Here is a 20,724-nt window from a genome sequence, read left to right as displayed (position 1 = left end):
AATGCTAAATAATGTGAATTAAATAGCTTTCCATACAACTTTTCCGTACCTTTGCACAAAGTTATATATAACGATATTTTAGAAGAGGATAAAACTGAACATTATGAAGAGGATATTGATTGTAGAAGACGATTTGGCATTCGGAACCATGATACAGACTTGGCTCAAAAAGAAAGGATTCGATGTGGAAAGGGTAACATCTGTAGGCGCTGCTATCAAAGCGATGGGAGCCGGCGATGCATTCCATCTGGTTCTTTCCGACTTGCGCCTGCCCGACCATGACGGACTGGTATTGCTCCAGCATATCAGAAAGACCGATGCCCACCTGCCTTTTATCGTAATGACTAGCTATGCAGAGGTTCAGAATGCCGTATGTGCCATGAAATCGGGTGCTACCGATTACGTGGCTAAACCCTTCCATCCCGAAATCCTCTTAGAGAAAATCCGTGAGGCTATCCAGTCAGCTGTTTCTGCGGTTTCTGCCCCTCAGCGTGCGGAATCTGCCGCCATGCAGGATGCGTCCCAAGAAGAGCAGCAGGGCGCTACGGAGGTGCCTAGATATATAAAAGGTGAAAGCGAGGCTTCCAAACAGCTCTACGAGTTCGTTTCGCTCGTTGCCCCAACCCCGATGTCAGTGCTCATTCTCGGAGCCAGCGGCACCGGAAAGGAATATGTGGCGCGCAGCATCCACGAACAGAGTCTGCGCAAGGACAAGCCTTTCTATGCCATCGACTGCGGCGCCATCCCTAAGGAGGTGGCAGCATCTGAATTCTTCGGATATAAGAAGGGTGCCTTTACCGGAGCCGAACAGGATAAGAAGGGTGCCTTCGAGATAGCTAACGGTGGAACGGTTTTCCTCGATGAGATGGGAAACCTCAACTACGAAGTACAGGTGCAGCTCCTCAGAGCCTTGCAGGAGAGAAAAATTCGTCCGCTGGGCAGCACGCAGGAGATAGATGTGGATATCCGACTCATCTGTGCCACCAACGAGAATCTGGCGCAGGCGGTAGCCGAAGGCAAGTTCAGAGAGGACCTCTATCACCGCATCAACGAGTTTACCATCTACATGCCTGCCCTCAAGGACAGAGGTGCCGACATCTTCCTCTTTGCCAACCTCTTTATCAAGCATGCCAACCAGGAACTGGGCAAGAATGTGCTCGGAATGGATGCCAAAGCCTCAGAAATCATTGCCTCATACGACTGGCCGGGCAACCTGCGCGAACTGAACAATGTGATGAAGCGCGCCACCCTGCTCACCCGTGGCAAGTATATCGGTGCCCAGGAACTGGAGAAGACGATGGCACAAACCTCCACAGCCCGACCAATCAATATGCAGCTGCACAGCGAACAGTCGGAACAGGAAAGCATCGCCGCTGCCCTGAGAGCCACCCACGGCAACAAGAGCAAGGCAGCCCAACTGCTTGCCATCGACCGCAAGACACTCTACAACAAAATGAAGAAATACGGCATGGAGTAAAAGATTCCCCAATATATTCCACACTATATTGGGGAATTTTTCTACACCTTTTCCCCACTTTCCCCACATCCCGTTTCTTGCACAAAACACCATCATCACTGATTATCAGATACTTAACAAAATTCATCATTTTCTGGCACGCCTATTGTGATATTATTTAGCGAACTCGCAAATGAGTTTCAGCAAGAGAATTAATAAACAATAATATTCACAATTAAAAAACAGAAAAATTATGAAAAAGTTAGTATTTGCAGTTATCGCAGCAGTAGCAATGGTATCAGTTAGCAATGTATTTGCAGGTAACAGAATGGTAAACGTTGCAGGTTCAGAACCAGTAGACACAGTAGCTCCAGCCGACACAACAGCAACACCAGCTGAGACTCCAGCAGAGACTCCTACAGACACTACAGCAACAACAGTGGATTCAACCGTAGCAGAGTAAATTCACCTTCAGAAAATAGTAATTACGCGTCGCTTTCAATGAAACAGGAGATAGATGACCAGATTTTGGCATTTATCTCCTGTTTTCGTTGGTTTATATCGCATTTTTGATTAACTTTGCACGCAAATAGCAAAAAGACTCAAAACATTAAAAGATAAGAAGATGCAGCAAACAAACGTTCCTTTCAAGGTAGCCCTGGGTTACATCATCGTCGCCATCGTACTGATTCTGGCGATAGGGCTGGTATATCGCAACACCACAACCGTGCTCGCTATCAACCAGGCAACCCGCGACTATATCGAAAAGCGACAGGCAGCCGACAGCACCATGTCCAGCCTGCTCAAGGAGGAACAGACCAATCTGCAGCAGCTTACCCGCGCCATGCAGGGCAAGTCATCCCACAACTATCTGCACGAGAAGATGAACAGCCTCAACAGTGGCGAAGATTCCGTTGTCGTGCATTCCAAGGCACCCAAGACTCATGTGGCAAAGAACACTACCGTAGAGGTGATGAAAACCCGCAAGGGCTTCTTCCGCCGCCTTGCCGATGCCTTCAAGAAGGAACATGCCGAAACGCTCAGCATCAGACGCGACAGTAACCAGGCTGTCACCGATACCCTCTCAACCCCGGTCAACGTAGCCGGAAACGTAGCCAATATTCTGGAACAGATTGACCGCAAGGAGAAGCTGTCTACGCGCAATAACCACGATGCTATCAACCGCGAGGTGAGAGACCTGCAGATAACCAATGCCCGCCTCGCCCTGCGCTCCTCCCAGCAGCTCAACGATATCCACCAGCGCGAACGTCAGGCGATGCAGCAGGCTATCAACCAGGCGATGCAGGCGCGCCAGAATCTGCTCTGGCAGATAGGTCTGCTTGCCATCGTAGCCATCACAGCCGCCGTCATCCTCGTCTATTACATCTACCGCGATACGCAGAAGGAACGCATCTACCGCGAGAATCTAGAAGAGGCTAACGAGGAAATCAAGCGCATCATGAACCAGCGCGAACGCCTGCTCCTCACCATCACCCACGACATCAAGGCTCCGGCTGCCAGCATCTCGGGCTTCATCGACCTGATGAAGGATTATGTCGACACCCCGCAGGGCATCTCCTGTCTCAACAGCATCAAGGGTTCTGCCACCCATCTCTCCCGGCTCGTTGCCGCCCTGCTCGATTATCACCAGTTGGAAAACGGACTGATGAAACTGAACCCTGTAGATTTCTCGCCTGCCGACATGTTCCGCCAGTGTGCCGGAGAGATGCAGATCCTGAGCCAGGAAAAGGGATTGGAACTGCATCTGGAGCTCGATGGCATCAGCAGTCCGCAGACCTACTACCGTGCCGATGCCTTCCGTATCCGCCAGATACTCAACAACCTGGTGAGCAATGCCATCAAGTATACCGACCGGGGCAGCGTCACCATCCAGGCATCCATCAGTCCCCAGCACCTCCTCACCTTCTCGGTAAGGGATACCGGCAAGGGCATGACCACCGAAGAGCGCCAGAAGGTGTTCCAGGCGTTTACCCGTCTGAAGAGTGCCCAGGGCATCGAGGGCACCGGTCTCGGACTGAACATCACCCAGGAACTGGTCAATCTGCTTCAGGGCACCCTGCGTCTTGAATCCGTCAAGGACAAGGGCAGCACCTTCACCGTCACCATTCCGCTTGCCTTAGGTACCGCTCCTGCAGCAGAAGAGGCAGAAGAGCAGAAGCCGCTCGCCCCAACCAAGCCCCATTTCGAAAATCACAAAATACTGCTGCTCGATGACGACCCGTTGCAGCTCCGTCTGCTTCAGGAGATGCTGAAGAAGCTGGTAGGCGACAGTTGGCAAGTCTTTGCCTGTCTGCATGTAGCCGAGGCGCTCACCGTGCTCCACAACGAGCATCCTGCGCTGATGATGATGGATATCGAAATGCCCGAGATGAACGGCATCAGGATGATTCAGCACATCAACCACAGCCACATGAAGGTAGTAGCGATGACTGCCCACGATGCCAGCATCATCAGAGAGTTGAAAGAAGCCGGTTTCGACGATTGCCTCTTCAAGCCGTTCAGCACAGAGAAACTGAAAGAAATCCTCGGATTAGAGAATACTGCATCAGCAGCAGAGGATATGGCAGAGAAAACCAATAAGAAATCCCGCTTTGCACCCCTTCTGACCTTTGCAGAAGGCGATCCGGAGGCAGAAGCCGAGATACTCAGCACCGTCAAGCAGGAGTTGTCATCCCATCTCCAGAACCTCCAGCAGGCAACAGATGGCGAGTTATCAATAGAAGCCATCGGCAAGACAGCCCACAAGCTCCTCCCTATCGCCACGATGATAGAGATGGAGAGCCGCCAGCACATCGCCGCCCTCGCTCCCGAGCATATCAGCGATCTGTCAGAATCTCAGATAAGAGCCTACACCCAGTCCATCATCGCCGACCTGAAGACTATCCTCTAGCTCTCAGCTGTTGTATCTCTTCCATCGACAGTCCTGTTATTTCCAAGACTGTCGATGCATCCATCCCCTTTGCCAGCATATTCCTGGCAATCTCAAGGCTACGCTGGTTCATGCCTTCTTCTCTGCCTTTCTGGTATCTGTCATCCAAAAGGGTCCTTTCTACACTTACGGAATCCCAGAATTTGTCGTAGGCACGGAGTTCGGCATCTGTAAAGCCGGAAAATTCCAGTTCTTCTACTGACGGCAGATACTGTTGCAGGTGTATCAACTCGTCCTCGCTGAGTGACTGAAGGACATACAGGAGGTTTCTCAACCGATCAGGATGATTGCCGAATATCTTCTTGAACGTGAGGTCTGCCTTAGGATCTAAGTACTTCATAACCATCTGTTTTAAAATTCTATAGCGCAAAGTTACGACTTTATTTTCATCCGCACAAGAGTTTTAGACATTTTTTCAGACAAAATGAGCTGAAATGTTGAAAAAAAAATCTTTTTCCTCCCGTATTACGTATAGTGTAAAAGATGTAAATGTATATATATAATATACTTGGTATAGTGTAGGGTAGAAAAATCTGCACATAACTGTCTGATATTCAGTATCTTGTATTTTTAAGATTCTCCCTGGTAGTGATTCGGGCATATTCTGAAGAACCATGATTCTCCCTGATGGTAGCTATTATTAGCTCTGATGGTAACAGTAAAAAGGTAATTTGCCCTGGTAGTCATTGAGCGCTTAAATGAGGTAAACAAACGATGTACTTCCATTTACCAACTGAAGCGGCTGCGTCGGGTTACAGATATGGCTGCGTTGGGTTAAGGATTCGACTGCGTTGGGTTAAGGATTCGACTGCATCGGGTTAAGGATTCGACTGCATCGGGTTGCAGATATGGCTGAACTGGGTTACACAGACGGCTGGACTCACTGATTGAGCCACTTGACTTAACTGATTGAACTACTTGAGTTAGCTGATTGAACCGTATCAGTACTTTTCTGCATGAACTTGCGTACAAAAGAACAGTTAATGAAGAGGACTTTTCATCAATGTAAAACTCAAAGCTTGTTTAACAAATTGAGAGTGCATCATAAGTCACATCCAATACGCCCTGGGCTAGGAGCTTTTGGGCCTTCAGCCCGTCCTCGGCTGCAATTATCTAGACTTACGACACACTCTCCTATTTTTTGTCTACATTTTTCACACTTCGAAAACAAGCTAGACGTAAGAAAAATATCATTTCCCCATAGGCGTTAGAAAAAGCCAGAACGCCAAACGGAATCTTCTTCTATTTATCTCTTTACAGCCCCTCTTATCACGAACCAGGCATGAACTGCAAGGGTGGGAAGAAGGCCGTAATGGGTGCGCATCACCTGGAAACGCTCCTTCAGGGAGGCTTTGTGGTTCTGCGTGGTCATGCCGCCATCCAGAAAATGGGTGAGGACGGCATGGACGTTGCGCAACGGCAACTTGCGGCGAGATGACTCCCGCATGATGCGGATGCACCAGTCTACATCTGCCGAATAACGGTAGTGCAGATCGTAATGAATCTCACGGGCTATGTCTGTGCGGGCATAGAATGACTGGTGACACACCAGCATGCCCCAGATGAACGAACGCCACGTGAGCTTCTTGGATGGGGCTAGACGGCGATGACGCAGAAAATGGCCCATCTCGTTCACGATATCGGTATCACCGTAAAGTACGCCGGGCAGTACTTCTTCTTCGCCTACACAGCCTTCTACGTACTCCAGCGTATCGGCTGTAGGAAAGGTGTCGCCGGCATTCATAAACACCAGGTAATCGCCCGTAGCTCGGTCGATGCTCTTGTTCATGGCATCATAAAGTCCCTTGTCGGGCTCTGATATGACCACGATTTCGTGCGAGCTCTCGCCTACTGCATTGCGATGCTGATATGCCTTCACCAGCTGGAGGGTGCGGTCGCGGGAACCGCCATCCATGATGATGTGCTCGATGCTGCAGTAGGTCTGGCGCTGCACGCTGTCGAGGGTACGCTGCAACTCCTTTTCGGCATTGTACGTACAGGTTACGACGGTGAACTTAATCATAACTTATAGTTTTTGTAGGCCATCGCCTCGTTATAAATTTCAATATATTTCAATGCTACGGCATGCTGCGAATAGTTCTGTGCTACCTTTTGCAGACATGCCTGCTTCAGCGCCGCCCTGTCGGCCTCTTCGAGCACCCAGTGGATGCCACTCGCCAGGTCTTCGGTATCGCGGTAGTTGGCTACGTAGCCGTTCTGCTGATGGTCTATCATCTCCGGTATTCCTCCTACCCTGAACCCGATGCCCGGCACGCCGCACGCCATCGACTCCATGATGGTGTTAGGGAGGTTATCTTCGAGCGATGGCAGCACAAAGGCATCTGCCGAATTATAGATTGCCACTATCTGCTTCTCATCGCTGACATAGCCGAGCGAATAGGACGGCAGGGTGAGGTTTACTTCCTCGGAATGGCCGCCCAGGATGGCGATGGCGGTATTCTCCTTCATCTCAGGATAGCGCGCTACCAGCCGGTCGATGGCTTCGATGAAATAGCGCATGCCCTTGCGCTCGTCGGTTACGCGCTGGGATACGAAGAGGATGATATGCTTGTCGGCTGGCAGACCGGCACGCAGACGCGCCTCTGCCTGATCCTGAGGACAGAACACGTGGGTATCTATCGGATTCGGGATGTTGGTGATGCGCTGCCCTACGAAGAGACCGCTGCCCTTAGCCTGCCGTTCGAGCCAACGGCTACAGGTGACGAAGGAGATGGCGCCGCGATGGTAGAGTTCCTTCTTGCGGCGGAATATCTTTGCTGAGAGGTCGTTCTTGCTGCCTTTATTGGGGAGAAGCGGACAGTTGCCGCAGGCGGAGGCATAGCGGTTGCAGCCGCGTGCATAATGGCAGATGCCGGTAGCGGGCCAGAGATCGTGCATGGTCCATACCACCGGTTTGCCGCTGCGGATAATCTTGCGGATGTCCTTGAGTGAGAGCATGCCCTGGTTGATCCAGGAGAGATGGATGACATCTGCCTCCTGAAACTCGCGGAGCCTGGTGATATCGGTACCCGATGTTGCCATGTCTACCTCCCAGAGGCGCTGACGGGAGAAATGGAGATGCCAGAATACGCACCAGCGCTCCCACAGGAAGTTCCACTGCAACCTGAGCGAACGGGGCAGACTGACCACGGTGATGTCTTCTGTCTCCTTGTCGCGTACCAACATCTTTGCCTTAACGCCATTGTTGTTAAGGGCATCCATCAGGCGGTTGGCTGCTACTGCCGCTCCGCCTGTCTTTTCACTTGTATTTACTATGAGTACTCTCATCTGCGTATATTTTTGATACCGCAAAAAGCTGCGTATATTGATTGATACTGCAAAGATAGCACAAATCGGAGACAAAACAAAATAAAAAGGCATGTTTTTTCGAGGAAATCGGAAAAGAGGAAACGGAAGGGGGAGAATGGGGCATAAAAAAACATGCCACAACTCTCAACGAGCTGTGGCATGTAATATGTTTAACTTAAAAAATCTAATCAAAATAGTCTCACGACTTTCTCAATTATCGGTTAAACAATCTACCTTAAAACCTAATAACTAAAAACCTAAATCTATTACTACTAACCTAAACAATCTATTAACCTTTTGACGCTGCAAAATTACTACTATTTCGGCTATCCACCAAATATTTAGCCAAGAAAGTGTGACGTTTTTGCATTTTTTTGATATATATCAAGCAAAAATGAACAAAAAAAACGGAAATTAACAACTTCCTGACACTTTGCAGTTTATAAGGCTTTTGCCTTTACAGGGCGCCTTGCTTGCGTTCTATCCTTTCTGGATAAGAACGGTGGCATAGGCGGAGATTCCCTCCATTCTGCCTGTGAATCCGAGTTTCTCGGTGGTTGTTGCCTTGATGGATATCTGGTCTTCATCTACCCCCATCACCTCTGCCAGACATGCTTTCATGGCTGGCACATGCGGGTTGAGTTTAGGGCGTTCGGCACAGACTGTGGCATCGATATTGCCCAGTGTATAACCCTTGGTAGCTATCAGTTCCATCGTTTTGCGGAGCAGAATCTTAGAATCCACATTCAGAGTCTCTGCTGCCGTATCGGGGAAATGATATCCGATATCACGCATGTTAGCAGCGCCCAGCAGGGCATCGCAAATGGCATGTATCAGCACATCGGCATCGCTGTGGCCCAGCAATCCCAATTCATAATCTATCTTGATTCCTCCCAGCCACAAGTCGCGGTCAGCCACCAGCTTGTGGACATCATATCCAAATCCTACACGTATATTCATCACTTTAAATTTATATTATAGTGTTGATTTTTTAGTGTTGAATGTTGAATGTTGAATGTTGAATTAGGCTAGCGCCCTTGAGTCCGTTAGGCAAAAATTCAACATTCAACACTATTCATTCAACATTCAACATTCAACACTCAACATTCAACACTATTCATTCAACATTCAACACTCAACATTCAACACTATTCATTCAACACTCAACATTACCTCTTAAACAGGTCCTTCAGTCCATCCATATCAAACGACAGGGTGAAGCGGAGGGTCTGGTCGAGCGGGTTGCTCTTGGCGGTAGCCACCACATAGGCAGCATCGAGCGAAAAGACATTCATCTTGAAACCGGCACCCACGGTGAAGTACTTGCGGTTACCCTTGCTCTGACTCTCGTGATGATAACCGGCACGCAGCGCAAACTTATCATTATATACATACTCGGCACCCAGACCGTAGTTGATTTCCTCCAGCTCTTCCTTGAAACCGCCAGGGGCATCGCTGAAACTCTTGAAGATACCGCTGATGCCCGAAATATCATCATACTCACGATGCACACGGTCTTCATATTCTGAATTGTCCTCACCCTCTTCCTGCTTCGGAACGGTAGGCACCAGATACTTGTTGACATCGGCTGCCAGGGTAACGCGGTTGTATTCGTCGATAGGAATCATCAGCGAGGCACCCAGACGCATGTTGGCTGGCAGGAACTCGCCATACTCCTTGCCACTGAAGGTAATCTTACTACCTATGTTAGAAATATTCAAACCCAAACCCAACTGGCATTCGCGCTGGCCGATGACCACATAGTTCTGGTAATAGGCAGCAATATCGGCTGCGAAAGCGGAGGCTGGCGAATTATCTTCGGTATAATCGAAGCGCATATCGGAATAGATCCAGCGGATGGCGGCAGCAAGAGAGAACTTCTCGCTGAGCATCAGAGAATAAGCCACATCGACCGACATCTCGTAAGGATTGATGGTCATACCCGTGCCACTCTCGGCACCCTCTTTGCTGGTAAACACTTCGCCCATATTGAAATAGCGGAGCGATGCAGATACGGAACTGTAATCACCAATGCGGTAATAGCCAGACAGATAGGCAAGATTCATATCATTGACCAGCGAGCGCAGCCAAGGGGTGAAGCTGAGCGACACACCGGCACGCGAAATGGTGAAAGGATATTTTGCCGGGTTCCAGTACTGGGAGTTGACATCAGGGTCGGTAGCCGCACCGACATCTCCCAAACCGCCACCACGGGCATCAGGAGCTATGGTTTGCGAAATGACTGCATAGTTCACAGGATTGAAGAGGTCTTTCTTATCCTGCGCCTTCACTTCTGATGCCATCAGAGCGAGACATCCCAAGATGAATATCTTATAGATTCTTTTCATTGCCATTGTAAATATATTTTTATTTAATAATGATGAGTTTCTTGACTTTAGAGGTGTAGCTGCTGCCATCGCTCGCCACCTTGACGCGATAGAGATATACGCCGGTGCCCAGAGGGGTGCCGCTATCGGAGGTGAGGTCCCAGCTTACGGTATAGCTGCCCGAGGTAGGTACACCGCTTTCGGAATGGCGCCAGTGCTGTCTGCCCGATGAATCGAACACTTCTACCACCACGTCCATATCGCTCTCTGTGCGGTCGTGACTGATGATGAAGGTAGTGGAGGTTTTAGCCGGATTGGCGGTTACACCCACATCGAAGAGCGCCGGACTCAGTGCCTTCACCACATTGAAACGGAGCTTCACCATAGAACTGTTGTTCTGGATATCCCAGGCTCGGAAGGTGAGTTCGTGCTTGCCCGGTTCCAGTTGCGGTATGCTGTAATAGGTAGAACCGCTGATATAGGTTCCGAAATCGTAGGTGAAATTGCTGTTCAGCACATAGGTCTTCGACATATCGCCATCTATCACCAGCTGCAGGTCGTGGCCGATACCGCTTCCGGCAGCATTGATTCCGTCCTTATCGGTTATCTTTGCCACAAAGAACGGAGTGGCGTTGACTTTGCCGCCATCTACGAAGGAAGGCGAATTGAGATAGCAGTAGATGGAAGGACCGATGGAATCGTTCTTCTGCTCCTCGCTCTCGCCTACCGTAAACTGCTCGCTGGAGCCGTGGGCAGAGAGGGTCTTGGAGGTATTCACCGCATAGAGGTTGACCAGACCGCTCTGGTTGGAATAATTGATATCCAGCGGAACGGCAAAGGAGAAGGCAAACTTGCCGCCTCTTACGCTATCGGTGCCCTGATACAGGGTCTTGGTTCTGTCTTTGTATTCGAATGCCTTCTCAGCGCCATCCTTGCCGGTATCGTTCAGGCGACAGGTAACCGTCTCCTTGGAATCTCTTACGGTAGCGGTGATGACGCCCCGGAAGTCGTCTGCTCCCTCGATATGACCAGCCATGCGGGCGATAGAGCCTGCCTTCAGCATCGGCAGGGTTTCAGACTCGGCAACAGGAATGCCATTGATGGAATCTACCACAATCTGATGCATAGGCAGATTGAGTGCAAGAGCCGGGTCGCCCAAGAGGGAATAATGGAGATGGTTTTCGGTGATATCGGAACCGGAAGTTGGACCGTTGCCGCTTACCAGGTCGTTCTGAGCCAGTCGGTGCGCCTCGCCTATCGTGACAGGCTTGCCGTCTACCAGACTGAGCACTCTGTGGATGAAGGCACGGTTGATATGCTTGTTATACTGGGCGTAAACGGTACGGGTGGTGCCATAGAAGGCTACTGCGCCGCCTTTTTCGTTGAGCAGCGCATATTCGCCGATGTTGGCTTCGAGTCCGTCGAACGGCATGATATCGCAGGAGGCAGTTACCCAGAGCGGCAGGTTGGTATTGCGGAAATCGGCAAAATCGGTAAGTTTCAGAACCGATTCGTGCGACATCTGGGTAGGATCGCCATGTCCGGCATAATCCATGATGAGGGCTCCTGCAGCCTGCTGCTGCTTGATGATTCTCGTTGCCTCGGGATAGGTATTGCCCGTAGAGGAGGTTTCGCGGGTATAGGCATCCCACATCACCTTCTTGACGAGATAGGCGGGATAGGTGGTGAGCACATCATTTGCCACCTCATCGGCATCCTGCATGTGGAGGTTTCCGTTTCCGTCATCGCCCATAAACATCAGGGTGTTCTGCCAGGCGCCTGCATTGGCATTCTGAGCATAACTGATGGTCTTGTCTACCAGCACCTGGGCTTCTTCTGCATAGGTTACCGGGAAGCGGCCTACGGCTACATCCTGCAGCTCACGGTTAGGATACAGTCCGGCTCCCTCACCAAGCATGCCGAACCAACTGTCGCTGACGAAGCAGGATACGGCGCTGAAGGAGTTTTCACTCTCAAAGCACAGCAGATAATCGTCTGGATTCAGGATTCTGCAACCGGAGGTAAGCATGCGGTTATCCCATACGCAGTCGCCGAAGAGCAGGAGATATTTCGGCATGTCAGCCTCGCTCTGCGCTTTATCGGAAAGCATGCGCAGGTAGCGGCGGTAGGCGTTGGCATCGGGGGTACCGCTAGAAAATTCGTTATAGAGTTCATCGGCAGGAACGATGGTAACGCGCAGTCCGTCGTGCTGTTCATGAAATTCTTTCAGTCGCTGAGCCTGTTTCAGCAGTTTCTGTGAGGTCGGGATGATGATGACCATATCGGCTGCTCCATCGGCATGATGATCCTGGTTGGTGATGCCGTAGACATACTGGGCAGCCGGAATCTTTCCACCGGAGGCCAGGTTCGCAGCGGTAAAGGCACAGCTTCCAGGCTCTGCCCACGTTACGGAGATATAATCGAGGCGGATGGAAGCACCTGACAAGACCTTGATGGAGATGGTATCCTTATCCTGGAAATCGGAAATGGGATAAGTGGCAACCTTCTCTGTAGCCTTGAGGTAAGATATATCCTCCAACGGATTGTCATCCTTGAGAGAAAGGGTGATTTCGCCCAAAGCCTTGCCATTCTTCAGTATCTGAGCCACGCTGTTTGTGGTGGTAGTCAGGGCTACGGAGAGTTTGCCTGCCGCAGAACCGGTGGTATTCGTGATTACGACTTTCTTTTCATCACCCACCTTCAGTTCTTCTGCATCGAAGAGGTTTCTGCCGCCATGATAGTAGCTGTAACCATCTGACTCGTAGAGGGAATGGTAATCGTAAGGCTGCGGATAATGGGAAGAGACAAAGGTGGCTGAATCCTGCACCAGTGGCTCTCCATCGGTCTGGGTAATAAAATAGTAGCCGTAATCGGAATAAGGATTACGGATGCGCTGGAGGGCGGTTTCAGACTTCCAGGAAACCGGTCCCTGGGCATAGAAATAATGCTTGCCGCCAACGATGCACTGGGGAACTTCCTGCAAATCGTCGGTAGCCTGCAGTTCGCTCGCCAGAAGGGCTTCGTTCTGCAGATTGCCGCCATAGCCGTAAATCTTCACCTTGCTGATATCGGAGAAGCCTGCCTGGCGCACTACCTGTTCGGTAAGCTGATGGAAACCGGTTTCGCTGACTCTGATCTTCGCCCATCTGCCTGAGGCTAGGACGGAATGGGAGGCATAAAGAGAGGTAGCTGAGCGCAAAGCATCAGAAGAAGTGAAGGCTGATACTTTACCCTTAGCCAACAGAGAACCTCGACTGGAACGCTCGGAGCGATTCAGAGGACGGGCATCTACCTGAAGCATGAAGCTGACCAGCAGCTGATGGCGGTTATTGCGGAACACGACAGGACTGAAATCTATCTGGAGTACGCCCTGCTTACGGCATTCGGTAACCCGCTGCTGGGGAAATACCTGCTCAGGAGGAACTGCACCCGAAAGGCGGTTGTAATTAGCGATGTCGGAGGCAGTCATATCGATATACTCGCCATATTTCAGGCTGACGGTATATACAGAATCACGATATGCACCGGTCAAAGGAATGGAATACACGAAACGGGGCAACACAGAATCTACTCTGACTTCAGAAGAGGTCAGATTGAAGAATCGCTGTGCCTGAGCAGGAACCACCAGCATGAGCAGGCATGCCAGCAGCATGTATTTCCAAACCTTCGTTGTGTTCATATCGATATATTACTTGCAATATTGTTTATTTACAGTGAAAATCGAGCACCTTCCTGTCTTCGAGATAGCCTACGAGATGGTCGTCGATGTTGACAGGACCGCAGCCTGTAGGACATCCGGTATAGAGCAGGTCGCCCGTCTTGAGCGTGAAGTACTGGCTGATGTAGGAGATGATTTCATCTACCTTGTAGAGCATATCACTCGTGCAGCCTTCCTGTACGGTCTTGTCATTGAGGTCGAGGCGGAAGTGCAGTGCCTGGATATCACGGAACTTCTGGATGTCGACCCATTCGCCGATAACCGCAGAACCGTCGAATCCCTTGGCGAGTTCCCAAGGCTGGCCAGCCTCGCGCAGTTTCTTCTGCATCTCGCGTGCCGTAAAGTCGATACCTACGGTTACTGCATCGTAATAGCGGTGGGCGAAACGCTGCGGAATGGTCTTTCCCAACTTGGATATTCTGACCACTACTTCGGTTTCATACTCTATTCTTCCCAGATGATCAGGGATGAAGAAAGGCTTGCCGTTATTGAGCAAAGCAGAATCTGCCTTGGTAAAGATGACAGGACGCTCTGGTTTAGATAACGTACCATGCAGCGATTTATTGTGTTCGGTATAGTTCATACCGATGGCAAATATCTTCATAACATCAAATTTTTATATAAAAAAGAAATGGGAGTTAGAAGCAAAGCGAGGCTTAACTTCATAACTCCCGGTATTCTAATTTAACTATAAGTCAAATTAACGCTTGCTTTTGAGTAATGATTACTCAGCAGCAAGAGTAAAGCGCTGGTAAGCAACGATCTTGAGATCCTTGCTCTGAGAAGCGAGGTACTGAGCAACAGTCTGCTTGTCACCGTCACCGAACTGGAACTCCTGGTCAACGAGACAGTTCTCCTTGAAGAACTTAGCCAGACGACCATTAGCAATGTTCTGGATCATAGTAGGGTTCAAAGTAGCAGCCTTCTCCTCACCAACAGTCTTCTTGATGTTGCGAGCCTCTTCAGCCTGCTCAGGTGTCAACCAACCCTTCTTGGTGTTGCTCTCGATGTGCTCCTCAGAGTCAACGTGAGCTGGGTTGATGCCAGCCTTCTTCAAAGCAGCGTTAACAGCCTTCTCTACGAGCTCTTCCTTAGTCTTGGCAACAGCAACCTCGAGCTCAGTCTTCTTAGTCTCCTCAGAAACTGAAGACTCGTCGAGAGCTACAGGGCGCATAGCAGCAACCTGCATAGCTACCTTGTGACCAGCCTCCTCGTTGTTCTCGTTGAGCTGAACCATAGTACACAATGTGTGCTTGTTCATGTGGTCGTAAACCTCAATGTTGTCACCCTCGAGAACACAGTAGCCGTCGAGCTCCATCTTCTCGCCAGTGATACCAGAGCGCTGTGTAACAGCAGCCTGAACATCAGCATCGCCAACCTTCAAAGTCTTCACCTCGTCGAGAGTGTGAGCCTTGGCAGCGATAGCAGCGTCGAGGATATCAGATGTCAACTTGATGAAGTCAGCACCATTAGCTACGAAGTCAGTCTCGCACTTGAGAGCGATGATAGCAGCGAAATCGTTAACCTTCTTAACGAGAACGCAACCGTTAGAAGTCTCACGGTCAGAACGCTTAGCAGCGATAGCGAGACCACGCTCACGGAGCAACTCCTTTGCCTTATCGAAATCACCTTCAGCCTCTGTGAGTGCCTTCTTAACGTCAGCAAGACCAGCACCAGTCATAGCGCGAAGTTTCTTGATATCTTCAATTGAAACAGCCATAATAATATTTTTATATTAAAAAGTTAATAATAATCTTTGCTTAAAAGCTACTAAAGCCATCGAATCATAAACAGAATCAATGGCTTCAGTATATATTTCTTTGCCTAATTACTCAGCCTCGTCCTTGCGGGCAGCCTTCTTCTTAGGCTGGTCCTTCTGCTCAGCAGCAGCCTTGTCGTCAGCCTTCTCAGCCTTGCGCTCCTCGAGAGCCTCAGCGATAGCACCGCAAACAGCAGTAAGGATAGCATCTACAGAATCCTTAGCATCGTCGTTAGCTGGGATAACGTAATCAACATTCCTAGGATCAGAGTTGGTATCTACGATACCGAACACTGGAATACCAAGACGGTTAGCCTCCTTAACAGCGATGTGCTCCTTCATTACGTCAACAACGAAGAGGGCTACTGGGAGACGGGCCATATCTGCGATAGAACCGAGGTTCTTCTCCAACTTAGCACGCTGGCGGCTTACCTGAAGCAACTCGCGCTTAGAGAGGTTAGAGAATGTACCATCGTTCAACAGACGATCGATGTTTGTCATTTTCTTAACTGCCTTACGGATTGTAGGGAAGTTGGTGAGCATACCACCAGCCCAACGCTCGTTTACGTATGGCATATTGATAGAAGCTGCCTTCTCAGCAACTACGTCCTTAGCTTGTTTTTTAGTAGCGACAAACAGGATCTTTCTACCTGTCTTGGCAATTGTCTTGAGAGCCTCAGCAGCCTCGTCAATCTTAGCGACAGTCTTGTTGAGGTCGATAATATGAATACCGTTACGCTCCATGAAGATGTAAGGAGCCATTGCTGGATTCCACTTGCGACGGAGGTGTCCGAAGTGGCAACCTGCCTGAAGTAACTGGTCAAAATTTGTTCTTGACATTGTTTTTTCTTTTTTAATTGTGTTTACTTTCTTTTTGAATCTAATGTTAGATCAGTCGATGAGTAGTCCCCGATTAATGGAATCTCACCGATTTAGATACTAAACTTTTTAGCTCAGCTATATATAATCTGTATATATAATAAAATATGTATAAGATTAACGCTTGCTGAACTGGAAGCGACGACGAGCCTTTGGCTGACCTGGCTTCTTACGCTCAACAGCACGTGAGTCACGTGTCATGAAGCCTGCATCCTTCAAAGCCTTCTTATCGTTAGCGTCGATCTTAACGAGTGCGCGAGCGATAGCGAGGCGGAGAGCCTGGCTCTGACCGGTGAAACCACCACCGTCGAGGTTTGCCTTAATATCATACTTACCCTCAGCTTCGAGCAACTGCAATGGCTGCTTTACTACATAGCGAAGGATTGCTGATGGGAAATATGTCTCAATATCTTTCTTGTTGATTGTGATCTTACCGGTACCCTCTGTGAGGTATACACGAGCTACAGCGCTCTTACGGCGACCAATTGCATTAATTACTTCCATTCTACCTTAATTATTTATACTGGTTAATATCAATAGCCTTTGGCTGCTGTGCCTCGTGCTTGTGCTCTGTGCCATCGTAAATGAAGAGGTTGTCCATCAAAGAACGACCGAGAGGGCCCTTTGGCAACATACCCTTGATAGCGTGACGGAGGATCTTGTCCATTCCATCAGGACGCTTGCGCAACTCTGCTGGAGTGTTGAAGCGCTGACCACCTGGATAACCAGTGTAACGAGTGTAAACCTTATCTGTTTCCTTCTTACCAGTGAAAACTACCTTAGCGGCATTGATAATGATTACGTTGTCACCACAATCTACGTGTGGAGTGAAAGTTGGCTTGTACTTTCCGCGGAGCAATTTAGCAACCTTAGAGCAGAGGCGACCTACAACCTGGTCGGTAGCGTCGATTACGACCCACTCTTTCTTAGCTGTTTCCTTGTTTACGGAAATAGTCTTGTAACTTAATGTGTCCATTTTAAAATTTAAATTTACTACTAAAAAACGTTTTAATCTTTTTTACTCACTATTCAGACAGGTGATTCACTAACCACATACCCCGGCCACAGGGCATGCTATTAACACACCATATCTTGGGGACTCTAAGTGTATCCCCGAAATAATCGGACTGCAAAATTACACATTTTTATTTGATTATGTGTAGGTTACGAGTCTTAACCCCAAACTTTTATGAATATTTAACTTAGTTTGCGCTTTTCTGCTCAGGATAAGCAAAAAAAGCTCCCTCAGCACAAAGACCGAGGGAGCCGAAATGAAGTCTATTTAAAGCCCTACTTCGTGGGCTCGAGAGAAGATATATAACTTACTTTAAAATCACCTTCTTGCCATTGATGATAACAAGACCCTTGGCAGACTTGCTTACGCGCTTGACGTCGATAGAGTAAACCTTGCCAACCTTAACAGCCTCGCTGACAGTGATAGCCGCAAAAAGTAATTTGTTTCTTAATACTTACACTTTAAAAAAAATAATACTAATATTTACTATCTAACGATTTTATATACGCTGTTTCCCTGCTTCACGATATAAATGCCATGACGCATATCCGTGGCAGAAACCCTGCGGCCATTGAGATCGTAGTATCTCTTCTGTCCATTACGTGACGGGGTGGCTGTGACAGAACTGATACCCGTAGAACTTGCCGGTGTCACGATGAGTTCCTTGGAACCGTAAGAAAGTTCACCCTTCTTGCTGGCATTTACTACCAGCGCATAGGTAGCATCTGTGTCCAGACCTGAGAATGCAAATTCTGTCTTGCCATTGGTAGAAACCTTCTGGTAGGCTGCCACCGGTTCGTGAATCAATGCATTGCATCCCAAAAGCACATCATCGATATAGAAAGCACCGGAAGTACGCTGGATGACATTCAGTCTTACTGAATCAGCCAACTCCGGCAAATCATAGCTATAGGTATCTCCCGAAGCCATGTCTGCACCTCCCTGCAAAGTAGCAATCTGCTTCCATTCTCCATTCTGATAAGCCTCTACTGCCAAGGTTGCCTTGGTTGAAGAAGATGACTTGGCGAAGAACTTGACAGAAGAGATACGTTCCTTGGCAGATGCCATCTTCAGATAGGAATCCATCTTGTTCAGACGGAGACAAGGCACTTCCTCGCCATACGAAGTCATGCTCAGGTTTCCATTGGTTTCCCAAAGTGATGGCATGCCCTCCAGTTCATTGCCGAAGTCATAGCCCTTCTGGGTTGCCTCTGAAGCATAAACCAATTGATGCAAGGTCACCACGTAATCATCTGCTGCTTCCATACCTTTCCATGAAGCCGTGAAGCCTGTTTTACCGACTGCGGTAGCCTTTACATCAGTCACATAATACTTGCTGAAAGGAATAGCGGCAGTAGTGAACTGCTGGGTGTAGACATCAGAAGAATAAGAGCCACGGTTTGCCTGCAAGGTAATCTCATAGGTAGTTTCAGGACTCAAGCGCTCAACATGAAGAGAAGGCTGTGCTGCTGTATATACCTTATTATTATAGAGCGGCAGAGGTTCTTTTTTTCCATTCACCACTGAGCTGATGTTCAGAACATATCGCTTGGCAACCGGCACATCTGTCCATCCTACCACAATACTGCTATCCTGGATCTCAGTAACCTTCACGTCAGGAGTATTCAGTTTCAGATTAAGTCCGCCGAGCATGAGATTGATGATGCCATCCTTCTCCTCGATATCATCCAGAGACATCACCTTGCCACCAGCCCAGGAAGTCAGATTACACTGAGACACATTCGATGTTCCAGGGAACGGATCTCCCGAACGGGTATTATCGGTAAGCTTGTTATCAGCCTCAACGATATCTACACGCTGATGAGTGCCAGTGATGTTCAACTCATTTTTCTCCCAAGCCTTGGCATCATAATCGATATGCCAGAGCAACATGCCATGGCCCGGAATGAACGCATCCCAGCCCTTCTGCTGGCGGTTCTCCATGATGAAGTATTCCTGATCATTGGTTCCTCCCACAGGCACCATGTATGCCTTGTTGCTGTCGTTCAGGTCAGGCAGGACATTGAGGGTATCTACCCCATTCTTCAACACGGTCAGGTCGAGCCATCCCAGGCAGGCACGCTCGTAGGCAGAGAATGCCGCAGGCGTATTGCCGTTGTTGTTGTAGGAAGCCCTATCCATGGTATCGAAGGAACCAGGGGTAAAGGTTGCCATACCATAATATATATCATAATGATCGGCAAGGCCGAGCACATGACCGAATTCATGCACGAAGGTACCGATGCCCGCAGGCTGAGGTGTGATGATGGTACCATTGATTTCGTTACTGCAGGTATAGTTTCCCACCTCGATGCCATCCAACTTCAGCGACTTCTGGGTACCCCCAGCTTCCTTGGCGATATCAGCATAATAGGCAGAATGTGGCCAGATGGCATTGCCATCACCCGAATCAGCCTCACCCTTTCCGGCATAGAAGAAATAGATATTGTCGATGAAGCCATCCTGGTTGTGATCATACTGCGAGAAATCCACCAATGGGTCGGCAAGAGTACAAGCCTCTCTCACGAACTCCTCCAGGGCTACCGGATTATCCGTAGAAGAACCCTTGTTGGCTCCATAATAAGAATACTTCTTTGGCAATGTTACAGGGCCGATGACATCAAACTGAGGTTGGAATTTGCCATTGGAGCTGTTCACATAGAAATCTCTCGCACTTCCGTTGGCACCATTGCTATAAGTAAAACCCGGTTCATTGAGCATACTGTTGAAGAACTGATGCGCATCGCTACCCACGGTAGAGAACTTCGTATCAGCAAACTGCACCAAGATGACCAATGAATGAACTTCGCCTGTGGTAGGGAAATTATTTAATTTTTCTTCCTGCGGATTGCTGCTGGAACGGGAGACCAGCGATGAAACCGCTGAGAGCGGGGACGCAGAATTGATGCCGTTTTTTAGAGAAGCATTTCTGCGAGCCGAGAAGACTTGCTGCAGCTGCTGCAGACGGGCACGCTTGAAAGATTCCAAGATGGCAGACTTGTCCTGGCTTTCGATGAACTTCTTGACCTGAGCACTTCTGTCAGAAGCCTCTGTAGCCTTGATGCCGCTAGCCTGCACCTCACCATTCTTCCAGTCGGCATACTCGTAGTTTCGCAGCTGGGCATTGAACACGAGCGGAATACCATCGGAAGTCATCACATAATGGCCATGCTCATCACCATGCATCTGGATGGTGATCCAGGAGCCATCAGCCTGCTTCACCTTCAAAGGTTTCGGATAAGCAGGAATAGCAAAGGTGGCCTGCACAAAGCAGACCACCAATAAACTGAATATGATTAATTTTTTCATAC

At 49.1% G+C, this 20,724-nt stretch carries 15 protein-coding genes; 3 read left to right on the top strand and 12 right to left on the bottom strand.

Going from position 1 to position 20,724, the window contains the following annotated elements; all coding sequences use genetic code 11:
* Positions 1-103: 103 nt before the first annotated feature.
* From RCO84_RS15140 to RCO84_RS15130, 3 genes are all read left to right on the top strand, one after another.
* A complete protein-coding gene (locus RCO84_RS15140; protein ID WP_317585573.1) occupies positions 104-1,477 on the top strand; it encodes a sigma-54-dependent transcriptional regulator in 1,374 nt (457 codons plus the stop codon).
* Positions 1,478-1,709: 232 nt separating this feature from the next.
* Complete coding sequence (locus RCO84_RS15135; protein WP_117691865.1) at positions 1,710-1,919, top strand: hypothetical protein; 210 nt, start codon at positions 1,710-1,712, stop codon at positions 1,917-1,919.
* 162 nt (positions 1,920-2,081) lie between these two features.
* The gene (locus RCO84_RS15130) at positions 2,082-4,367 is read left to right on the top strand and encodes an ATP-binding protein (protein ID WP_317585571.1); all 2,286 of its coding nucleotides are present in this window, start codon (positions 2,082-2,084) and stop codon (positions 4,365-4,367) included.
* Here RCO84_RS15130 and RCO84_RS15125 read toward each other — a convergent pair.
* The 12 genes from RCO84_RS15125 to RCO84_RS15070 all read right to left on the bottom strand — a co-directional run bounded on the left by RCO84_RS15125 (position 4,357) and on the right by RCO84_RS15070 (position 20,722).
* The gene (locus RCO84_RS15125) at positions 4,357-4,746 is read right to left on the bottom strand and encodes a hypothetical protein (protein WP_317585570.1); all 390 of its coding nucleotides are present in this window, start codon (positions 4,744-4,746) and stop codon (positions 4,357-4,359) included. The genes RCO84_RS15130 and RCO84_RS15125 overlap by 11 nt on opposite strands.
* 906 nt (positions 4,747-5,652) lie before the next feature.
* Positions 5,653-6,429, bottom strand: a complete 777-nt coding sequence (locus RCO84_RS15120) for a glycosyltransferase family 2 protein (protein ID WP_317585568.1) — start codon at positions 6,427-6,429, stop codon at positions 5,653-5,655.
* A complete protein-coding gene (locus RCO84_RS15115) occupies positions 6,426-7,694 on the bottom strand; it encodes a glycosyltransferase family 4 protein (RefSeq protein ID WP_317573091.1) in 1,269 nt (422 codons plus the stop codon). Before RCO84_RS15115 ends, RCO84_RS15120 begins: the two co-directional genes overlap by 4 nt.
* 501 nt (positions 7,695-8,195) lie before the next feature.
* Positions 8,196-8,675 (bottom strand): 2-C-methyl-D-erythritol 2,4-cyclodiphosphate synthase, encoded by a 480-nt coding sequence (gene ispF / locus RCO84_RS15110; protein WP_118151411.1) that lies wholly within the window; start codon positions 8,673-8,675, stop codon positions 8,196-8,198.
* Positions 8,676-8,884: 209 nt separating this feature from the next.
* Entirely contained in the window at positions 8,885-10,063 is a 1,179-nt protein-coding gene (gene porV, locus RCO84_RS15105) for a type IX secretion system outer membrane channel protein PorV (RefSeq protein WP_287861181.1), read from the bottom strand.
* A 19-nt stretch (positions 10,064-10,082) separates the two neighbouring features.
* A complete protein-coding gene (porU, locus tag RCO84_RS15100; RefSeq protein ID WP_317585567.1) occupies positions 10,083-13,721 on the bottom strand; it encodes a type IX secretion system sortase PorU in 3,639 nt (1,212 codons plus the stop codon).
* A 25-nt stretch (positions 13,722-13,746) separates the two neighbouring features.
* Positions 13,747-14,364, bottom strand: coding sequence for a fumarylacetoacetate hydrolase family protein (locus RCO84_RS15095; protein WP_022120436.1), 618 nt, complete (start codon positions 14,362-14,364; stop codon positions 13,747-13,749).
* A 120-nt stretch (positions 14,365-14,484) separates the two neighbouring features.
* Complete coding sequence (gene tsf, locus RCO84_RS15090; RefSeq protein WP_264910388.1) at positions 14,485-15,480, bottom strand: translation elongation factor Ts; 996 nt, start codon at positions 15,478-15,480, stop codon at positions 14,485-14,487.
* Between the two features lie 108 nt (positions 15,481-15,588).
* Positions 15,589-16,359 (bottom strand): 30S ribosomal protein S2, encoded by a 771-nt coding sequence (gene rpsB / locus RCO84_RS15085; RefSeq protein WP_144154088.1) that lies wholly within the window; start codon positions 16,357-16,359, stop codon positions 15,589-15,591.
* Between the two features lie 156 nt (positions 16,360-16,515).
* Positions 16,516-16,902 (bottom strand): 30S ribosomal protein S9, encoded by a 387-nt coding sequence (rpsI, locus tag RCO84_RS15080; protein WP_006848006.1) that lies wholly within the window; start codon positions 16,900-16,902, stop codon positions 16,516-16,518.
* 10 nt (positions 16,903-16,912) lie between these two features.
* Positions 16,913-17,374: a 50S ribosomal protein L13 gene (gene rplM / locus RCO84_RS15075; protein WP_006848007.1), complete on the bottom strand. Its 462-nt coding sequence runs from the start codon at positions 17,372-17,374 to the stop codon at positions 16,913-16,915.
* 525 nt (positions 17,375-17,899) lie between these two features.
* Positions 17,900-20,722 carry a M6 family metalloprotease domain-containing protein gene (locus RCO84_RS15070; protein WP_317585565.1) on the bottom strand — a complete coding sequence of 941 codons (2,823 nt, stop codon included), beginning with the start codon at positions 20,720-20,722 and terminating at the stop codon, positions 17,900-17,902.
* Between the last annotated feature and the right edge of the window lie 2 nt (positions 20,723-20,724).

It is taken from the genome of Segatella copri (assembly GCF_949820605.1).
In the GTDB taxonomy this organism is placed as follows: Bacteria; Bacteroidota; Bacteroidia; order Bacteroidales; family Bacteroidaceae; genus Prevotella.
The sequence above is the reverse complement of the archived record's forward strand: the minus strand, read 5'-3'. Positions and strand labels throughout refer to the sequence as shown.